Raw genomic sequence first — 19,476 nt, forward strand, 5'->3', positions numbered from 1 at the left:
TTATGAATCTAAATGTAGAAGGTACTGTCTGCACTTTTCCAGATCATGTGACTCTGGAAGAAATATCGGAGCATTTTAAGAATAACCATAAGTATAGGATAGTTGCGGCAAAAGTTGACAATGTCATGGTTGACTTGTCTACAAAGGTAGATAGAGATTGTGAGATACAATTTGTTGATATGTCAACAGAAGAAGGGATGATGGTATACAGAAGAAGCCTTACATTTGTCCTGATTAAAGCGGTTAAAGACATTTTGCCGGATTCAAAAGTTACAATTGAGCATTCTTTAGGTAAAGGTTTGTACTGTGAGATTCACGGCTCTACTGTAAACAATAAAATCGTGCATGATATAAAGCATAGGATGAGAGAGATAATTGATGCAGATTATCCGATAATAAAAAAGTATTTAGACAAAGAAAGTGCTATCAATCTGTTTTCGAAAGAAGGATTAGAAGAAAAAGTAAGCCTTTTTAAATACAGTGACAAAGAAAAAATCCCTGTTTATTTTTGCGAAGATGTTGTAGACTTTTTCTACAGTCCATGTGTCCCATCTACAGGATATTTGAAGCTATACGATCTTATACTTTACTTTCCGGGAGTTATACTTTTATTTCCTGAACCAAAAAGACCAGATGTGCTTCCTGTATTTGAGGATGTTCCTAAGTTAGCATCTGTATTTAAAGAAGCTGAGGAATGGGCAAATATACTTAATATAGGATATGTGGCATCTTTAAACGATATGATTAAAAGCGGCAATGGGCGAGAGCTTGTCTTAATATCTGAAGCCCTTCATGAAAAGAAGATTGCCACTATTGCAGATCACATATATCAAAATAAGATGATAAAGTTAGTCCTTATTGCAGGTCCTTCCTCATCTGGCAAGACGTCATTTGTTCACAGATTAAGTGTTCAACTTAGAGTAAATGGATTAAAACCGCTTCCAATATCTCTTGACAATTATTTTTTGCCGAGAGAATTGACGCCAAAAGACGAATTTGGAAACTACAATTTTGAAACGATCGATGCCTTGGATTTAGAGCTTTTTAACGATCACATAATAAAGCTTATGCAGGGTGAAGAAGTAGAGCTTCCGATTTTCAACTTCAAAAAAGGAGAAAGAGAAAAAATAGGGAAAAAAGTTAAACTTGATAGAAATCACATAATCCTCGTAGAAGGCATACACGGTTTAAACGAAAAGCTTACAAAAGATATACCAAAAGACAGCAAGTACAGGATATACATAAGCGCCTTGACGCAGCTAAATCTTGATGAACACAACAGAATATCTACTACTGAGACGAGGCTTTTAAGAAGGATCGTGAGGGATAATCAGTTTCGCTCCAGCGATGCCGAAGAGACAATTCTTATGTGGCCTTCTGTAAGGAAAGGTGAGGAAAACTATATTTTCCCGTATCAAGAAGATGCGGACATCATGTTTAATTCTTCCCTTCCTTATGAATTGCCTGTTATAAAAAAGTACGCTGAGCCTCTTTTAAGAAAGATAAATAAAGATAGTAAGGCATTTTCAGTTGCACAGGAGCTTTTGGAGATATTGAGTTACTTTGTGAATTTGGAAGATGAATCTGCCATACCTCCAAATTCTCTGATGAAAGAATTCATTGGAGGAAGCTGTTTAGATGTGTAAAAGTTCTAAAAGGGTATTGAATTAATATATTATTAGTGCTAATATTTTTTTAAGAAGAATTTTGGTTTTTTTGGTATTTTTAAATTTATTGGTATAAGGAGGAGATGTTATGAATATCATTGACCCAGTTGTTGGAGTTATTATCAATTACATTGACAAAGACCCAGAGAAAAACCTTCAAGCAATGGCCAATCTAATGTCAAAGATAGCGGTACTGCCGAATCACAGACAGCAAATAGAAAGCGTAAAGTCGTTTTTAGACGACAAGGACAGCAACTGGTACAAGTTTACAGTAAAAGGGATAAAAAATATCGACAAGAACATCTTAAAGACGCTCATGATAAACTTTCTCGTAAATGCCAGCCTTAAAGGCATTCCAAAACAGCAAGAGTGGGAGCAAAAATTAGATGCCAATGTTCCATGGGCCATACTGATGGATCCTACTGAAGCATGCAATCTAAATTGTGTAGGCTGTTGGGCAGGGAAGTACAATCCACACAATCTATCATTTGAAACCATGGATAGAGTTTGCAAAGAAGCAGAAGAATTGGGAGTCTATTTCATAGTTCTATCTGGCGGTGAGCCAACTGTCAGAATGAAAGACATAATAAAGCTTGCCGAAAATCACAGAAATCAGGTATTTCACCTTTTTACAAATGGTACGCTTATAGATGAGGAAATGATAAAAGAAGTAAAAAGGGTGGGAAATATAACATTTGCAGTAAGCATTAACGGCTTAAAAGACAAAAATGACGAAATAAGAGGTAAAGGCACTTTTGATAAAGTGATGAAAGCCATGGACCTTATGAGAGAAAATGGAGTATTATTCGGTTATTCTGCTACATACACCAGAACTAATATTGAAGAAATATTCAGCGATGAATTTGTAGACACGATGATAGACAAAGGTGCTTACTTTGCATGGTACTTTACTTACATTCCTGTTGGGAAAGATCCGGATGTAAAATTCATGGTATCACCTGAGCAGAGGAAATACGCTTATGAAAGGATTAACTATATAAGAGCTACGAAAGAGCTATTTGCTATCGACTTTTGGAATGACGGTGAGTTCAGCGGAGGATGCATAGCAGGAGGTAAGAGGTATCTTCACATAAATGCAGCAGGGGATGTTGAACCATGTGCTTTTATCCATTACGCCAATGTAAACATAAATGACGTAAGTTTGAAGGAAGCCCTTATGTCTCCTATTATGAAAGCGTACAGAAAGAGGATGCCGTTTAATCAAAATCATTTGAGGCCATGCCCGCTTATAGACAACCCAGAAGAGCTTTTAAATATAGTGAGGGAATCCAAGGCAAAGCATACGGAAAACAGCGATGCATCGCATATTGAAAATTTGTACAGCGATTTAGAGAAAGTTGCAGAAAGATGGGGAGAAGTAGCGGATGATATTTGGAATTCAAAGGCATCAGTCAAAAAAGAAGCTTGACTGCGAAGGCAAAATACCCTATTATATGTAAGAGAAATGGGGTGTTTGTGTGCCTTTAACTAAAAGAAAGGTAGACTTTTTGGAAACGCTTATAAAGCTTTATGACAAGGATAAAGCTCCCGTACACTATGCTGACGTCGCAAATTTTATGGGCATAAGCAAATGGACTGCCTATGATATGTTGACAGAATTAGAAGAATTGGGATATGTGAAACGGCAGTATTTTATTGGCGAAGATAAATCTATAGGCAGATCTATATTGGTTTACATGCCTAATGAAAGCGCTTATGATGTTGTGAATAAAAGCAGCATACACGAGTGGAACAGCGTAAAAGAAGTCTTATTGAATGTTATCAAAAAAAACGATGATTCCATATCAGTAGATGATTTTATAAACGAAAAAAAAGCTGCTTTAAAGCCTCTTAAGTTTTGTGCTTACGCATTGACAACGCTGCTTTTACAGATTAAGACACTTGATGTAGCAGTAATTGAAAATATAAAAAATTCCATAAATATTAATGGCAGTGAAGCGCCTGTGATTTTGTTTGTGGGAATCGTAATTGGATTTTACATCGATTATCATTTATCCAGTGAAAGCAGAAAAGTTTTTGAGAAAGTCAATATATTTCACAAATATATAAAAGAGCTAAGCACAAATGACAAGACACTGTTGAATAACTTTTTAAAAGAATCGCTTTTGTACATTTAAGACCGTTTAGGTCTTTTTTTGTATAATAAAAGTTTTTTTTAAGAAACTAAATTTAGGAGGTGCTTTTATGAACAGAGAAAAAGAGATAAGTGAGATAATGGACTTTGTGGAAAGGTACAAAGAATCTATGGCCAGTCAAATGGTAGTATCGCGGATTTTAGGTGATAAAGGTGCTAAGGTAAATGAAGAAACTATTGACAAGTTTAAAAACAGGATTGTAAACGCTGCAGATGACGATTTGGAAGCGTGTTACTATATAATAAAATAAATATTTTGTTTTTTGCAAAAATATGTTATATTAGATGTATAAAATAGCATAGGAGGTAAAACTATGAAAGTATATGTAGATCAAGATTTGTGCATAGCTTGTGGCCTTTGCATCGACACGTGCCCAGCAGTTTTTGATTGGAATGATGAAGGCAAATCACAGGCAATAGTCGATGAAGTGCCTGAAGGAGAAGAGCAGGCTTGCCGTGATTCTATAGATGGTTGCCCTACTGAGGCAATAAAAGAAATATGATTTTTGAGTAAAATACAATTTTGGATATATACCTTCGCTGGAGGAAAAATAAAAGCGGAGGTGTTTTTTCTATGTCAAAGGGAAAAAAGCTTTATAGAAAAGCAGAAGACGAGCTTGAAAGTTTAAAGGAAGAAGTTGCTGAAGAATTGCACCTTGATGATGACATTGAAAGACGAGGCTATGAAAATATGACCACCAGAGAAGTCGGGAAAATTGGCGGCAATATGGTTAAAAAGATGATTAAGTACGCTGAAAAACAGATGGATGAAAAAGACGGCAAGATAGATTGATATTAGGCTGAAGGATGTCCTTCAGCTTAATATTTATAGGTAAATTCAATCATATAATGAAGCAATCATCAGTAATTTAAAAGAAGGGAAAAAAGAGTCTATGTCGAATTCTTATTTATAAAGGAGGGCTTTGAATGAGGGAATTAACAGCAGAAAATCTTAAAAGGCATATAGATCCAGATTTGCTTGGCTTTGAAACGACGGATGATGTTGAACCTTTAAAAGATCTTATAGGGCAGGAAAGAGCCAAAGATGCCATGGAGTTTGGTTTAAAAATCAAGCAAAAAGGATACAACATATTCATTACTGGGCTTACTGGCACAGGTAAATCCAGCTTTGCCGTAAGCAGCGTTTCAGAAGTGGCATCGTCGGAGAAGGTACCAGATGATTGGGTGTACGTTTTTAATTTTGATAAACCATCACAGCCTATTGCCATAAATTTGAGGCCAGGTGATGGCAAAAGATTTAAAAACGACATGAAAGATTTTGTGGAGCAGCTTCAAAGAGAAATCCCTAAGGCATTTAATTCAAAGGCATACGACTTGCAAAAAAATGAAATCGTGAAGAAATTTCAGGATAGAAAGAATCAATTGATCCAAGAGCTAAACGATTTAGCAAAGAATTTTGGCTTTGTGCTTAAAGAGACAAAGACTGGCATAGTAAGCATACCTGTTGTAGATGGAAAACAGATAAGCAACGAAGAATACGAACTATTGGATGATGAGAAAAGGAAAGAGATAGAAGCCAAAGCGGCAAATTTTGAAGAAAAGGCGCTGCAGATATGGAAGGATATACAAAATATAGACAAAGAAACAAGAGATGCTGTTCACGAGCTTGACAATAACGTAGGGCTTATGGCCGTTGGACATCTGATCGATGATTTAAGAGATAAATACGCTCAATATGACGGCGTAATGAGATACCTTGACAGCCTTCAAAGAGATATACTGGAAAATATCGATAATTTTAGAAGCGATGATGACGAAGACAGTCAATTTCCATTCATCATGCGAAAAAATAAAAAAGATGTTTTTAAAAAGTACAGTGTAAATCTTTTTGTTGATAACAGCAACACAAATGGTGCACCTGTTGTGGTAGAGTACAATCCAAACTACAACAATGTATTGGGAAATATCGAATATGAAAGTGATTTTGGAGTGGCAATTACTGATTTTACAAAGATTAAAGCAGGAGCTCTTCATAAGGCAAACGGAGGATATCTTATTCTGCAAGCTAAGGATGTCTTAACGTATCCATACGTATGGGATGCCATTAAGCGTACACTGAAGACAGATAAAATAGTCATAGAGAATGTTGCATCATCATACGGCCTTTTGTCCATATCATCACTAAAGCCTGAGCCAATTGACTTGAATGTGAAGGTAATACTCATAGGGACGCCGTATTTATACTATATCCTTTATAACTATGATGATGACTTTAAAAAGCTTTTTAAAGTTAAGGTTGACTTCAACGATGTGATGGATTTAAGCGAAGAAAATATCTTGAAAATGGCTTCTTTTATAAAGAAACATTGTGTCGAGGAAAATTTGAGACCTTTTCACAAGACTGGAGTGGCAAAAGTCATTGAGTATTCAACAAGGATATCAGAAGATCAAAACAAATTATCGACACAGTTTAATGATATCGTAGAGATTCTATACGAATCAAACATTTGGGCGGAAATAGAAGGAAACAAAGTTGTCATGGCTCACAATGTGGAAAAGGCTATAAGGGAAAAGACAAAGCGGGTCAACATGATAGAGGAGAAGTATATAGAATACTTTAAAGATGGAACGTTTTTGATGGATGTAGATGGTGAAAAAGTTGGGATTGTAAATGGACTTTCTGTGATAAATTTAGGTGATTACCAATTTGGAAAGCCTTCCAGAATAACGGTTACTACTTACCCTGGCGAAGAAGGCGTAGTAAACATCGAAAGGGAAACCAAAATGAGTGGTCACATTCACGACAAAGGGGTCATGATAATAACAGGATTTATAGGTAATAGATATGCGTTGGATTTTCCGCTTACTTTATCGGCCAGAATATGCTTTGAGCAGCTTTATGAAGGCGTAGAAGGAGACAGTGCCTCCAGCACAGAGCTTTACGGACTCCTTTCAAGCTTGTCAGACATTCCTATTAGACAGGAAATAGCCGTAACCGGCTCTGTCAATCAATTTGGAGTCATACAGCCTGTAGGAGGCGTAACACATAAAATCGAAGGATTTTATAAGTTATGCAAAGTAAAGGGACTGACAGGTAGGCAAGGCGTCATAATTCCAGAGCAAAATGCCATAAACCTTGTTTTGGACGATGAAATAATAGATGCATGCAGGATGGGTAAATTTCACATATACACTGTAAATACGATAGACGAAGGTATGGAAATATTGACAGGCCACAAGATGAGTGATATAAACGAAAGGGTGAAAAACAAGCTAAGATCGTTTTACGACATACTGACAAAAGAAAAGTCATCTGATAAAGAAAGGAATGTTTGATGTGGCTTGTGTCACAAAAGAGGAAATTAAGGAGTTTGCATATAAGTCTGGCATTGACGTGATAGGCTTTGCAAGTCCTGACTGCCTTTTTGAGTATAGGGATTTATTGCTTTATAGATTCAACAATGGTTTAAATTGCAATATTGAAGAAAAGGACGCAGAAAAAAGGATAAATCCCTATTATCTGCTTGATGATGTCAAGACCATAATATCTGTCGCTATATCGTACAATGTAGATTATAAATTTGACCCTCCAAAGTCTGGATATGGCACTATTTCAAAGACTGCATGGGGTGTAGACTATCATAAAGTCATGATTGATTTGCTTAGGAATCTGGAAAAATTCATTTCATCTAAATGCGGTGCCGTCAAAACTGTTTTGCTTGTTGACAACAATCCGCTTTTGGAGAGAGCTATTGCTTATAATGCAGGCATTGGATTTTTCGGGAAAAATAATATGATAATAAATGAGGAATATGGATCATATTTATTTTTGGGAGAGATGCTGATAAACGTGCCATTTGAACCAGACTCCAAAGTTGAGTCGAAATGTGGCAGTTGTGCAAGATGCCTTAAAGCGTGTCCTGGAAAAGCGTTGATTGAAGAATACAAAATAGATGCAAACAAATGCTTGTCGTATGCTACAATTCAAAAAGGATATTTAAGCGATAGCACATTAAAAAGATTAGGTACTCGCATATATGGCTGTGATACGTGCCAAGATGTTTGTCCTTTCAATGAAAAGGCGAAGAAAGTCACAAGGCGTGAGTTCACGCCTCAAAACCTTAAACCTAAACACGATTTGAAAGATATTCTGTGCCTTGACAACAAAAAGTTCAAAGAATTGTTTGGTGCTACTTCGGCATCTTGGAGAGGAAAGAATACTATAATAAGAAATGCTATAATTGCGGCTATCAACTTAAATGACAAGGATTCAATCCAACAATTGAGAAAACTTATAAGCTCTGAAAGTGCTTATATAAGAGGATATAGTGCATACGCATTAAGCATTCTTGATAAGGAAAATGCTTTTCCGCATATTGAAAAAGCTTATCTAAATGAAAAAGATGAAACTGCAAAAGAGTTCATGAAGAAAGCCATGATGAATATTAGAGGTGAGACTTTTGAGGATAACGAAAGATGAAGCGCTGGAGGTTCTGGAAATTCTTAAAAAGACATATCCTGATGCAAAACCTGGTTTACACTTTAAAAATGCCTTTGAGCTTTTGATAGCCACAATATTGTCAGCACAGTGCACCGATAAAAGGGTCAACATGGTTACAGAAAAACTTTTTAAAAAGTACAAATCGCCATTTGACTTAAAAGATGTTGACCCATTAGAATTTGAAGAAGAAATAAAGGATTGCGGTCTTTACAGGAACAAGTCCAGAAACATAATAAACACTTGCAGGATTTTGTGCGACAAGTACGGCGGTACTGTCCCTGATGATATGGAAAAGCTTATGGAGCTACCGGGTGTTGGCAGGAAAACAGCAAATGTGGTTATAAGCAATGCTTTCAAAAAAGATGCGATTGCTGTCGATACACATGTTTTTAGGGTATCAAATAGGATTGGACTTGCTGAAAGCGATGATGTTTTAAAGACAGAGTATCAGCTTATGGATATTATTCCTAAAAATTTGTGGTCTTTGTCTCATCATCTTCTTATATACCACGGGAGAAACATCTGTGCGGCACGGAAGCCTAAGTGCGATATTTGCCCCATCAATCATATTTGTAAGTTTTATAAAAATTTTATAAAAAATTAATCAGTATGTAATTTATTTGCAAAGTATTTGTAATATAATTAAATTGTTCTAAGTTAAAAAAACTAAATAATGGGGAGATCAAAATGGAGACAAAGGACACAAAAACCATAAAAAGCAAAAGCAATTATTTTTACATCATTCTTCTTTTATTAATAATCACTGTATTTGCCGGTTCATTTGTGATGTTTTATTCTGTCATGAATCAAAATACTATTGCAAAAGGTGTTTTTGTAAATGGTATAAGCCTCAGTGGGCTTACTAAATCTGAAGCGTATGCAAAACTGCAAGATAACCTTAAGGCGGTAAACAATTTAAAAGTCGCTTTAAAATACAACGACAAGCAGTTTGTGCTTCCGAGCGGTGACGTTAAAATAAGCTACGACTATGATGCTATCGTCAATGAAGCTTATTCTATAGGCAAAAGTGGGAATTTCATAAATCGCATAAAGACGATATATGATGTTTCAAAAAATGGTAAATATCTCGAATATAGGCCTACAGCCGATTTTAACGGTTTAGATAAATTTGTGATGGACATATCGAAAAGCATAGACAAAAATCCTGTTGACGCTAAAATATACGTATCTGACGGTAAGATAAACATTACAAATGATATTTCTGGTTTAAAAGTCGATGCAAATAAGACAATTGAAAGTATAAAAAGTGCGGTTAAGAGCGTGATCATATCTGGCGATAAAGACTATGTAGAAATTCCTGTTACAGTTAAAGAAGTCGATGCAGACATAAAAGCGTCAGAACTCAGCATGATAAAAAGCAAAATCGTCAGCTTTTCTACACAATTTAATACTGGTGACGCAAATAGGTCAGAAAATCTTGCTGTAGCTGCAAAAGCTGTAAACGGCAAGCTGCTTATGCCGGGGCAAGTCTTTTCACTTAATAAAACGTTAGGGCCAAGAATCATACAGAATGGATATAAAGAAGCGCCTGTGATAATCGGCAACAAGCTTGTTCCCGATATAGGTGGTGGGGTTTGTCAAGTCGCCACTACCCTTTACAATGCCGCACTAAGGGCAGATATGAAAATCGATGAGAGATACCATCATACATTTCCGGTTGGCTATGTGTCGCCGGGCCAAGATGCTACGATCTCGGGTGACGTCCTCGATTTAAAGTTTGAAAATCCAACGAAATACCCTATATACATTGAATCGTATATAAGTGGAAACAATTTTGTAGTGAACTTTTACGGATATTCGGAAGATCCAGGGAAACGGATCGATATATATTCTGAAATTGTGGAGAAGTACGATCCTAAGGTGACATACGTTGATGATCCTACACTGCCTGAGGGAGTCACTCAGGTAGATGTGGAAAAGCATACAGGATACAAGGTGAATACTTACAGGCTTATTTATGAGAACAACGTTTTGGTGAAAAAGGAATTTTTGTATACAGATATATACAAGCCAGTTGACGGCGTCATAAGGCGTGGTGTGAAAAAAGACGAGGTAAGTAACAATGAAAGTGTTCAAAGCCAAATTGATGAAAAGAATGTATCTACAGAGGATTTAAATGGAAAACCTCAAAACATAAATCCTACAAATTAAAAAAACGAGCATCGCTCGTTTTTTTAATTTGTCATCTTCGTTTTGCAATCAGGGCAGTAGCCATAAAAATACAGCTTTTGATCCATCAAAAGGTAATCTTTGTATTTGCTTACTTCACCAAGAAGATCATCTAACGCTGAGTCATCAAGGTCATCTACCCTGTTGCATCCGTAACATATCAAATGCGGATGTGAATTGACATTTGCGTCGTATCTAAAGCTACCTTCACCAACATTAAGTTCTTGCACAAGGCCTATACTCTTTAGCATTTCAAGTGTCTTGTAGACAGTAGCCAAACTCATTGTTGGGAAATCGGACGACAACGTCTTGTATATGGTCTCAGCACTTGGATGTTCCTTGGTATTTTTAAGCATGTTAATTATAGCAAGTCTTTGAGGTGTAACTTTTAATCCCTTTTCTTTCAGGATTGACGAGATATCGTCCATCATATCCCTTCTTTCTATGAAATATTAATTAATAAGATTTCTCTTGTAATATTTATAGTTACATTATACTATCGCGATTTCATGCTGTCAATCATTTTTTAAAATTCCATTGTGAAAAATCGTGAAAACTTGAAGTTGTCTGTCAGTAATGGTATAGTAATATTGAAAAAATATTCTGATGAATGGGGGACTACGATGGCATATAAATTAGTTGCAATAGATATGGATGATACACTTTTGACTCACGACAAGCAGATCTCGAGAGAAAACTTAGAAGCTTTAAAAAAAGCCCGCGATGCAGGTGTTTATGTTGTCATATCCACAGGAAGGATTTACGCTTCCGCTTACGCATACTCGGAATTTTTAGGATTCAAACCGTACATCATCGCCAGCAATGGAGCCATGGTGATAGACGACAATGATGAGGAAATTTATAAAAGCGTGCTTGATATAGACATATTGACGTATTTGATAGATTTGGCCAAGAAGAATGACCTTTACTATCATTTTTACAGCGATAAAATTGTCTATTCCCCAGAGATTACCAGCAAATATCAAAAGTATGGAGAGTGGAATAGATTGTACGCTGAAACATTAAAGGTAGAAGTGGAGAATATACCTTCTTATGAAGAATTTGAAAGCAAGTTGAAAGACAGCATTGTTAAATTTGTAATGTTTGACGAAGATTCAGAAAAAATAAAAGCAGTGAGAAAAACGATAGACTGCGAAAAAGGCGACAGATTAGAGACTACAAGCTCGTTTCACAATAATATAGAAATATTAAATAAAGGTGTAAATAAAGGAAACGGCCTCAAGATATTGGGAGAATATTTAGGTATTGACAGATCAGAAATGGTGGCAATAGGTGACAGTGAAAATGATGTAGAGATGGTTGAGTATGCAGGTCTCGGTGTGGCGGTGGAAAATGCCATAGATAAACTTAAAAAAACGGCAGACTTTATTACAAAGTCAAACATGGAAAACGGCGTCGCTTACGTCATAAATAAATTTATCTTGTAAGCAGATTTACTTTTAAAAGGAGGAGTTCTTGTGAAAAAAACAGTCCATCTTAATTTGACAGGCCAGGTGCAAGGAGTCGGGCTTAGGTATTCTGTTTACAACATGGCTATGCGGCTTAATATAACTGGATACGCAAAGAATCTATACGATGGAAGCGTTGAAATTGTAGCAGAAGGCGATGAAGAAGACATAAACATGCTTATCGATTACATAAAAAACGGACTAAGATGGGCAAGGGTAGAAAGCATAGCTCAAAAATGGGAGAACTACCAAGGATTGTATCGTTCTTTTGAAATAATGTAAAATGATGCTGACAGGCTAAAAATATCCATTTTATAAACGGTTACAAATATGATATAATTGAAATATGAATATTGATGTATACGAGGGTGTAGAATATGAAGCTGGATATGGGACTTAATTTAAAACAAGTACAGAAATTATTGATGACGCCTCAACTGAAACAGGCCATCGAGATCTTGCAGCTAAATTCGTATGAGCTAAATGAGCTTATCACAAGTGAACTGGAAACAAATCCTATGTTGGAGGCGTACGAAGATAAGGAAGACATCATTGAGATTTACCGCGAATTAAATAAGAATAGCGACCTTGATAAGTACAATTACAGCGCCGATGACGAAGAAAGAGACGACTTAAGCTTTGAAAACATGGTCTCAACTGATACGTCCCTTACAGACCATTTGCTATTTCAACTTCATATAACACCTCTTGCGAAGAAGATAAAAGAGATATGCAAAGTTATAATTTACGATCTTGACAGTAATGGCTATCTGAACGATGATGTCAAAAAGCTCAGTGAAGATTACAATTACAGCCAAGAGGATGTTTTGGCGGCTTTAAATGTAGTGCAGTCATTTGATCCGCCAGGCATCGCAGCGAGAAACTTGACAGAATGTCTCATGATTCAGCTAAAAAGCAAAAATATGTATGATGGCGTAATAAAAGAAATAGTAGAAAATTATTTAGAAGAAATTGCAGACAACAAGCTTTCGTTTATAGCAAAGAAGTTAAATGTAGACATTAAAGAAGTGCAGAATGCCGTTGATGAGATAAAAAAGCTGAATCCAAGGCCGGGAAGCAGTTTTTCGAGCTACAACGATATTAAATACGTTGTTCCAGATGCTTATATAAAGAAGATAGACGGGGATTATGTCGTGCTTATAAACGAATCTTTGTATCCTGGCTTAAGAATAAATAAATCTTATGAAAGCATTTTGACTGCCACCGATGACGACAATACAAAAAAATACTTGTCAAATAAGATTCAGTCAGCCATGTGGCTTATAAAAAGCATTGAGTCGAGAAGAGATACTTTGTACAAAGTGTTAAGTGCGATAGTGAAAGAGCAAAGGTCATTTTTTGACAGAGAGCAGAAATACATTAAACCTATGAATTTAAAGAAGATTGCCGAGGCAGTAGGAGTTCATGAATCGACGGTAAGCAGGGCAGTAAACGGAAAGTACGTCGATACACCTTTAGGTGTTTTTGAAATCAAATACTTCTTCCAAAGCGGCATCGGCAATGGTGACGGCGAGATGTTTTCACAGGAAATGATAAAAGAGATGATAAAGCAATTGATAAGCGAAGAAGACCCTCAAGATACTTTAAGCGACCAAAAAATAGCTGAGATTTTATCTCAAAAAGGCGTGACGATATCCAGAAGGACTGTTGCTAAGTACCGGGAAGAGATGAATATTCCATCGTCCAGCAAGAGAAAAAGATATTGACAAAAGAGAGCAATAATTTTATAAAATGCTCTCTTTTGTCATATTGTCTATTGAAAAATTAGAAGTCTTAATATAAAATAGTATTGAAGGTAAAAATATTTATTTAATGTTTTGGTGGGACAGTTATAATACAACGGGTCGATAAAAGTCCTGAAGAAGGTTTTGATACATGAACGACATAATATCATTACAACAGAAAATTGTGCCTGAGCTAATAGAACTGCTGCAAAAAAGGTATACTATAATGCGTAACATATATTTCAGCCAGCCAATAGGAAGGCGAGCTTTGTCGTATCAGCTTAATATTGGCGAAAGGATAATAAGGACAGAGGTATCTTTTTTGAAGCGGCAAGGTCTTATCGACATAAATCCTTTAGGCATGACTGTGACTAAAGACGGCGAGAAGCTTTTGGAGGAGCTTAAAGAGTTTATCCATGAGTTAAAAGGCTTAAACAACATGGAAAAAACTTTAAAGGAGCGCCTGAAACTGAAAAAAGTCATAGTGATACCGGGTGATGTCGATAGTGACAGGCTTATAAAAAAAGATATGGGCAAATCTGCTGCAGCTTACCTTAAAAGCATAATTAAAAACGACAGCATCATTGCTTTGACTGGCGGTTCAAGTGTGATGGAAGTTGCAAATGAAATGCCTCAATGCTACACCAAATCAGATATAATGGTAGTGCCTGCAAGAGGTGGCTTGGGACGCGAAGTTGAAAAACAGGCAAACACAATTGCGTCAGTCCTTGCAAAAAAGTTAGGCGGTTCATACAAAATGCTTCATATTCCTGACAACATAGGCAAAGAAGCCATAGAGACTCTTATGAATGAACCAGACATAAAAAGCGTTATTGACATACTGAAAGAAGCTGATGTAGTGCTTTTTGGCATAGGGCGTGCAGATGTGATGGCTGACAGGCGAAATTTACCTTCATCGACTAAAGAGTATCTTAAGAGTGTTGGTGCCACGTCAGAAGCATTAGGTTTTTACTTAAACATAAACGGTGAAACAGTTTATGAAACGCCAAGCATTTTTCTTACAAAGGATGATTTAAAAAACGTCAAAAATTTGATAGCTGTCTCAGGCGGCAAAAGCAAAGCCGATGCGATCATATCTACTTGTATAAGTGGTATGGTGGATGTTCTCATAACTGATGAAGGCGCGGCATTCGAGATATTAAAAAGTTGTTAATACACCGAAAGGTGTTTAATATAAAAATAAAAATTAAAGGAGGAAATATTATGGCAGTAAAAGTAGGTATTAATGGCTTTGGTAGGATAGGCAGAAACTTTTTTAGAGCAGCATTAAAGAAAAATGTAGATCTTGATATTGTTGCATTCAATGATCTTACTGATGCAAAAACATTAGCACATCTATTAAAATACGATTCAACATTCGGTCAATTCGAAGGCGAAGTAATCGCAAAAGAAGATTCACTTGTTGTAAATGGCAAGGAAATAAAAATATTAAAAGAAACAGATCCTGCAAAATTACCTTGGAAGGAATTAGGTGTTGACATAGTTATCGAATCAACAGGTAGATTTACAAACAAGGAAGATGCAGTAAAACACATCGAAGCTGGAGCAAAGAAAGTAATAATTTCTGCACCTGCTAAAAATGAAGATATAACAATCGTTATGGGTGTTAACGAGGACAAATACGATCCAAATGCACATCACGTTATATCAAATGCTTCATGCACGACAAACTGCTTAGCACCATTTGCAAAAGTTTTACATAACAAATTTGGAATCAAGAGAGGTTTAATGACAACTGTTCACTCATACACAAACGATCAGAGGATACTGGACCTTCCTCATAAAGATTTAAGAAGAGCAAGATCAGCAGCAATGTCAATTATTCCGACAACAACAGGAGCTGCAAAGGCTGTTGCACTTGTATTGCCTGAACTAAAAGGAAAATTAAACGGCTTTGCTATGAGAGTTCCAACACCAGACGTATCTGTTGTCGACCTTGTTGCAGAGCTTGAAAAGAGCGTAACTGTAGAAGAAGTAAATGCAGCATTGAAAGAAGCGGCAGAAAACGAGCTTAAAGGCATTCTCGGATATACAGATGAGCCATTAGTATCAATGGACTTCAAAGGCGATTCAAGATCATCAATTGTTGATGGCTTGTCAACGATGGTTATGGAAGGCAATATGGTAAAAGTTGTTTCATGGTATGACAACGAATGGGGTTATTCAAACAGGGTTGTTGACCTTGCTAAGTATGTAGCAGATAGACTGTAATATCATAGGACAAGGCTTATAACCTTGTCCTAAAATATATCGATAGGAGGTATATCATGAAAAAGACTGTAAGGGATATCGATGTAAAAGGCAAGAGAGTCCTTGTAAGGGTAGATTTTAATGTACCTATGGATAGTGAAAAAAACATCACTGATGACACGAGGATAAAAGCGGCATTGCCTACTATTCAATATCTTTTAGACAATAATGCAAAGGTGATATTGGTATCTCATTTAGGAAGGCCAAAAGGCAAGTTTAACATGGAGTATTCTATGAAGCCTGTTGCAAAAAGGCTTTCAGAGCTGCTCGGGAAACAAGTCATTGTAGCTGATGATGTAATAGGTGAAGATGCTAAGGCAAAAGCCAGTGCATTAAAAGACGGTGAAGTATTGCTTTTAGAAAATGTCAGATTCCACGCTGAAGAAGAGAAAAATGATCCTGATTTTTCAAAAGAATTGGCATCATTGGCTGACGTATTCGTCAACGATGCGTTTGGTACAGCTCATAGAGCTCATGCGTCCACGACAGGAGTCGCCAGTTACCTACCGGCAGTATCTGGATTTTTAATTGAAAAAGAGTTAAACTTCATGGGTGGCGCTTTGGAAAATCCAGAAAGACCTTTTGTGGCAATACTGGGCGGCGCAAAAGTTTCAGATAAAATCGGTGTTATCACAAACCTTTTAGACAAAGTTGACAGCCTATTGATTGGCGGCGGTATGGCATACACATTTATAAAGGCTGAAGGCTATGAAATAGGCAAATCACTTTTGGAGGAAGACAAATTAGAGCTTGCAAAAGACTTGATCGAAAAGGCTAAGCAAAAAGGCGTTAAATTGCTTTTGCCAGTTGATACGGTAGTCAGTGCAGAATTAAAATCAGGTGTTCCTTATGAAGTGGTTGATATAGATAAGATGCCTAATGACAAGATCGGCGTAGATATTGGACCAAAGACAATTGAAGAATTTTCAAAAGTCATAAAAGATGCGAAGACAGTAGTTTGGAATGGTCCTATGGGTGTATTTGAAATCAGAGAATTTGCAAAGGGAACAGAGGCAATCGCAAAAGCCATGAGCGAGTGCAGTGGCACTACTATAATCGGTGGCGGAGATTCTGCAGCGGCAGTAGAACAATTAGGCTATGCAGACAAAGTGTCACATATATCGACTGGTGGCGGTGCGTCATTAGAATTCTTAGAAGGCAAGGTATTGCCTGGAATAGCTGCATTAAACGACAAATAAAGAGGTGTTTTGATTGAGAAGACCTATTATTGCAGGTAATTGGAAGATGTACATGACGCCATCTGAAGCTGTAAATCTTGTAAATGAGCTTAAGCCTTTAGTGTCTGGTGCAGAAGCAGAAGTTGTAGTAATACCGCCATTTGTGGATCTTGTTGACGTAAAAAAGGCCATAGATGCTTCTAATATAAAATTAGGTGCACAGAACATGCACTGGGAAGAAAAAGGCGCATTTACAGGAGAAGTCTCACCGATTATGCTTAAAGAGATAGGCGTAGAATACGTCGTAATCGGCCATTCAGAGAGAAGACAGTATTTTGCGGAGACGGATGAGACTGTGAATAAAAAAGTCAAATCTGCATTAAGTCATGGACTTAAGCCTATTGTATGCGTAGGCGAATCATTATCTCAAAGAGAAGCAGGGGAAGCTTTCAATGTAGTAAGAGAACAGACAAAAAAAGCATTGGATGGCATTAAAAGTGAAGATGTCTTGAATGTCGTCATAGCTTATGAGCCTATTTGGGCTATTGGAACAGGAAAAACAGCTACATCGAAAGATGCGAATGATGTAATAAAGGTCATAAGAGAGACCATTGCAGACATATACAGTATAGACATCGCTAATGAGGTAAGAATACAATATGGTGGCAGTGTTAAACCTGATAATGCTAAAGAGCTTATGTCAGAAAGCGATATTGATGGTGCATTAGTGGGCGGAGCTAGCCTTAAAGCGCAGGATTTCGCTAAAATTGTAAATTATTAAGGAGAGGATTGCATGCCCAAAAACTTTGTGATGCTTGTTGTCTTAGATGGATTTGGCATCTCTGACAGCAAAGAAGGAAATGCCATTTATTCAGCTAATACACCAAACTTAGATTATTATTTCAAAAATTATCCAAATACAAAGCTTATACCAAGTGGCTTAGCTGTAGGGCTTCCTGAAGGACAGATGGGAAATTCGGAAGTAGGACATCTTAATATAGGTGCCGGCAGAATAGTCTATCAGGAGCTTACAAGGATAAGCAAAGAGATTAAAGAAGGTGCTTTTTTCAAAAAGCAGGAATTTCTTGACGCCATACAAAATGTAAAGAAGAATGGCTCAAAATTGCACCTTTTTGGGCTTCTGTCTGATGGCGGCGTTCACAGCCATATTACCCATCTTTTTGCCCTTATGAAACTTGCAAAAGAGGAAGGATTAGACGAAGTATACCTTCATGCATTTTTAGATGGAAGAGATGTTCCTCCGGCATGTGCAAAAGAATACATAAAGGCATTTGAGGATGAAGCGAATAGGCTTGGGATCGGCAAAATCGCCACGATATCTGGAAGATACTATGCGATGGATCGCGATAAAAGATGGGAAAGGACTAAAAAAGCTTACGATGCTATAGCATTGGGAAAAGGCGTTTTTGCTAATTCGCCTGAAGAAGCGATTGATATTGCATATAGCAAAGATCAGACAGATGAATTTGTAGAGCCGACGGTTATTTTAGATGGCGGAAAACCAACTGCGACTGTAGATGCCAATGATTCTATAATCTTCTTTAATTTCAGGCCTGATAGGGCAAGACAAATTACAAGAGCTTTTATCGATGAAGTGTTTAACTTTTTTGATAGAGAAAAAGGATATATTCCCGTTTACTTCGTATCAATGACGCAGTACGATATAACATTTGAGAATATACATGTGGCGTATAAGCCTGAGAACTTAAAGAATACCCTCGGTGAGTATCTAAGCGATAAAGGCATAAAACAGCTTAGAATAGCGGAAACAGAAAAATACGCCCATGTTACATTCTTCTTCAATGGTGGCGTAGAGGAGCCAAATAAAGGAGAAGACAGGATACTTATACCATCTCCTAAAGTAGCCACGTATGATTTAAAGCCAGAAATGAGTGCATACGAAGTTACAGATACGGTAGTTGAAAAAATAAAATCCAAACAGTATGGTTTCATCCTGCTTAATTTTGCAAATCCTGACATGGTAGGTCATACAGGCGTATTTAGCGCCGCTGTCAAAGCTATAGAAGCAATTGATGAGTGCCTTGGCAGAATAGTGACGGCTTGTCAGGAAGTTGGCGGTACTATTCTTATAACTGCTGACCATGGAAATTCTGAGCAGATGATTGATCCAGTGACAAAAGAGCCACAGACTGCTCACACTACAAATCCAGTGCCATTTATAGTGATAGGGGAGGGCGATATAACGCTTAGAAACGATGGTATTTTAGCAGACATAGCACCAACGGTGCTTGACATATTGGGGCTGCCGAAGCCACAGGAAATGACAGGTAAGTCCCTCATAATAGGAAGATAAAAAA

Annotated in this window: 19 protein-coding genes; 18 read left to right on the top strand and 1 reads right to left on the bottom strand. The window is 37.0% G+C overall.

Annotated elements, in window-relative coordinates; translation table 11 throughout:
• The first annotated feature begins 2 nt into the window (after positions 1–2).
• From GSH73_RS03715 to GSH73_RS03760, 10 genes are all read left to right on the top strand, one after another.
• Positions 3–1,646, top strand: coding sequence for a nucleoside kinase (locus GSH73_RS03715; protein ID WP_014759330.1), 1,644 nt, complete (start codon positions 3–5; stop codon positions 1,644–1,646).
• A 109-nt stretch (positions 1,647–1,755) separates the two neighbouring features.
• Positions 1,756–3,096, top strand: a complete 1,341-nt coding sequence (locus GSH73_RS03720; RefSeq protein WP_014759329.1) for a radical SAM/SPASM domain-containing protein — start codon at positions 1,756–1,758, stop codon at positions 3,094–3,096.
• Positions 3,097–3,145: 49 nt separating this feature from the next.
• Complete coding sequence (locus GSH73_RS03725; RefSeq protein ID WP_038069752.1) at positions 3,146–3,805, top strand: helix-turn-helix domain-containing protein; 660 nt, start codon at positions 3,146–3,148, stop codon at positions 3,803–3,805.
• 67 nt (positions 3,806–3,872) lie between these two features.
• The gene (locus GSH73_RS03730) at positions 3,873–4,073 is read left to right on the top strand and encodes a hypothetical protein (RefSeq protein WP_014759327.1); all 201 of its coding nucleotides are present in this window, start codon (positions 3,873–3,875) and stop codon (positions 4,071–4,073) included.
• 63 nt (positions 4,074–4,136) lie between these two features.
• Complete coding sequence (locus tag GSH73_RS03735) at positions 4,137–4,325, top strand: ferredoxin (protein WP_013787592.1); 189 nt, start codon at positions 4,137–4,139, stop codon at positions 4,323–4,325.
• 71 nt (positions 4,326–4,396) lie between these two features.
• Entirely contained in the window at positions 4,397–4,615 is a 219-nt protein-coding gene (locus GSH73_RS03740; RefSeq protein WP_014759326.1) for an alpha/beta-type small acid-soluble spore protein, read from the top strand.
• A gap of 134 nt (positions 4,616–4,749) precedes the next feature.
• Entirely contained in the window at positions 4,750–7,119 is a 2,370-nt protein-coding gene (locus GSH73_RS03745; RefSeq protein WP_014759325.1) for a Lon protease family protein, read from the top strand.
• Between the two features lies 1 nt (position 7,120).
• Positions 7,121–8,263 carry a tRNA epoxyqueuosine(34) reductase QueG gene (gene queG, locus GSH73_RS03750; RefSeq protein WP_014759324.1) on the top strand — a complete coding sequence of 381 codons (1,143 nt, stop codon included), beginning with the start codon at positions 7,121–7,123 and terminating at the stop codon, positions 8,261–8,263.
• Positions 8,244–8,888, top strand: coding sequence for an endonuclease III (nth, locus tag GSH73_RS03755; protein WP_014759323.1), 645 nt, complete (start codon positions 8,244–8,246; stop codon positions 8,886–8,888). The genes queG and nth overlap by 20 nt, the downstream gene beginning before the upstream one ends.
• 83 nt (positions 8,889–8,971) lie before the next feature.
• On the top strand, positions 8,972–10,456 hold the full coding sequence (locus GSH73_RS03760; RefSeq protein ID WP_014759322.1) for a VanW family protein: 1,485 nt from the start codon (positions 8,972–8,974) through the stop codon (positions 10,454–10,456).
• A gap of 23 nt (positions 10,457–10,479) precedes the next feature.
• On the opposite strand, the gene perR is transcribed toward GSH73_RS03760, so the two are convergent.
• Complete coding sequence (gene perR, locus GSH73_RS03765; protein WP_038069749.1) at positions 10,480–10,902, bottom strand: transcriptional regulator PerR; 423 nt, start codon at positions 10,900–10,902, stop codon at positions 10,480–10,482.
• A gap of 195 nt (positions 10,903–11,097) precedes the next feature.
• Here perR and GSH73_RS03770 point away from each other — a divergent pair, with 195 nt between their 5' ends.
• From GSH73_RS03770 to gpmI, 8 genes are all read left to right on the top strand, one after another.
• Positions 11,098–11,922 (top strand): Cof-type HAD-IIB family hydrolase, encoded by an 825-nt coding sequence (locus GSH73_RS03770; protein ID WP_014759320.1) that lies wholly within the window; start codon positions 11,098–11,100, stop codon positions 11,920–11,922.
• A 30-nt stretch (positions 11,923–11,952) separates the two neighbouring features.
• Positions 11,953–12,225: an acylphosphatase gene (locus GSH73_RS03775; RefSeq protein WP_014759319.1), complete on the top strand. Its 273-nt coding sequence runs from the start codon at positions 11,953–11,955 to the stop codon at positions 12,223–12,225.
• Positions 12,226–12,320: 95 nt separating this feature from the next.
• A complete protein-coding gene (rpoN, locus tag GSH73_RS03780) occupies positions 12,321–13,670 on the top strand; it encodes an RNA polymerase factor sigma-54 (protein ID WP_014759318.1) in 1,350 nt (449 codons plus the stop codon).
• 169 nt (positions 13,671–13,839) lie between these two features.
• Entirely contained in the window at positions 13,840–14,862 is a 1,023-nt protein-coding gene (locus tag GSH73_RS03785) for a sugar-binding transcriptional regulator (protein WP_014759317.1), read from the top strand.
• 50 nt (positions 14,863–14,912) lie between these two features.
• On the top strand, positions 14,913–15,920 hold the full coding sequence (gene gap / locus GSH73_RS03790; RefSeq protein ID WP_014759316.1) for a type I glyceraldehyde-3-phosphate dehydrogenase: 1,008 nt from the start codon (positions 14,913–14,915) through the stop codon (positions 15,918–15,920).
• Between the two features lie 56 nt (positions 15,921–15,976).
• On the top strand, positions 15,977–17,158 hold the full coding sequence (locus GSH73_RS03795; protein WP_014759315.1) for a phosphoglycerate kinase: 1,182 nt from the start codon (positions 15,977–15,979) through the stop codon (positions 17,156–17,158).
• A gap of 13 nt (positions 17,159–17,171) precedes the next feature.
• A complete protein-coding gene (gene tpiA / locus GSH73_RS03800; RefSeq protein ID WP_014759314.1) occupies positions 17,172–17,918 on the top strand; it encodes a triose-phosphate isomerase in 747 nt (248 codons plus the stop codon).
• A gap of 12 nt (positions 17,919–17,930) precedes the next feature.
• Positions 17,931–19,472 (top strand): 2,3-bisphosphoglycerate-independent phosphoglycerate mutase, encoded by a 1,542-nt coding sequence (gpmI, locus tag GSH73_RS03805; RefSeq protein ID WP_014759313.1) that lies wholly within the window; start codon positions 17,931–17,933, stop codon positions 19,470–19,472.
• Positions 19,473–19,476 lie beyond the last annotated feature (4 nt).

The sequence above is a fragment of the Thermoanaerobacterium aotearoense genome (assembly GCF_009905255.1).
In the GTDB taxonomy this organism is placed as follows: domain Bacteria; phylum Bacillota; class Thermoanaerobacteria; order Thermoanaerobacterales; family Thermoanaerobacteraceae; genus Thermoanaerobacterium; species Thermoanaerobacterium aotearoense.